The following is a 356-nucleotide window of genomic DNA, read 5'->3' as shown; positions in this document are numbered from 1 at the left end:
CGCCTTTCGGCGCAAATGGGTGTTTTGTCGGTCCTTAGCGATGTAGCGCTCGAACTTATCCCGGAAGCTGTTGGTGCGCTGCAGTATGGCAACCTGACCAGCCATCCATAGGGTGCGGCGCAAGCGGGCATTCCCGTATTTTGACAGCTTGGTTTGGCCCCGGAATGTGCCCGACTGAATGGTTGCCAAGTCCATGCCGCAGAACTTCAAGAACTGCCGATGATGTCCAAAACGGCGCAAGTCGCCAGCTTCTGCGAGGATGGTCAGAGCGTTGATCGGGCCGATCCCAGGTATTGATGTCAGCAACTGATAGTCAGGTAGATCCTTGAGAAGCGCGACGGCGCGATCTTCAATTT

Annotated in this window: 1 protein-coding gene; it reads right to left on the bottom strand. The window is 55.6% G+C overall.

Annotation, left to right across the window (positions count from 1 at the left end; all coding sequences use genetic code 11):
- A partial coding sequence (locus tag B3849_RS14335; protein ID WP_286780351.1) for a transposase occupies nucleotides 1–356 on the bottom strand: 356 nt, incomplete at both ends.

This window comes from Sulfitobacter sp. UBA4523 (assembly GCF_002388305.1).
In the GTDB taxonomy this organism is placed as follows: domain Bacteria; phylum Pseudomonadota; class Alphaproteobacteria; order Rhodobacterales; family Rhodobacteraceae; genus Sulfitobacter; species Sulfitobacter pontiacus.
This window is presented reverse-complemented; position numbering and strand designations above follow the sequence as displayed.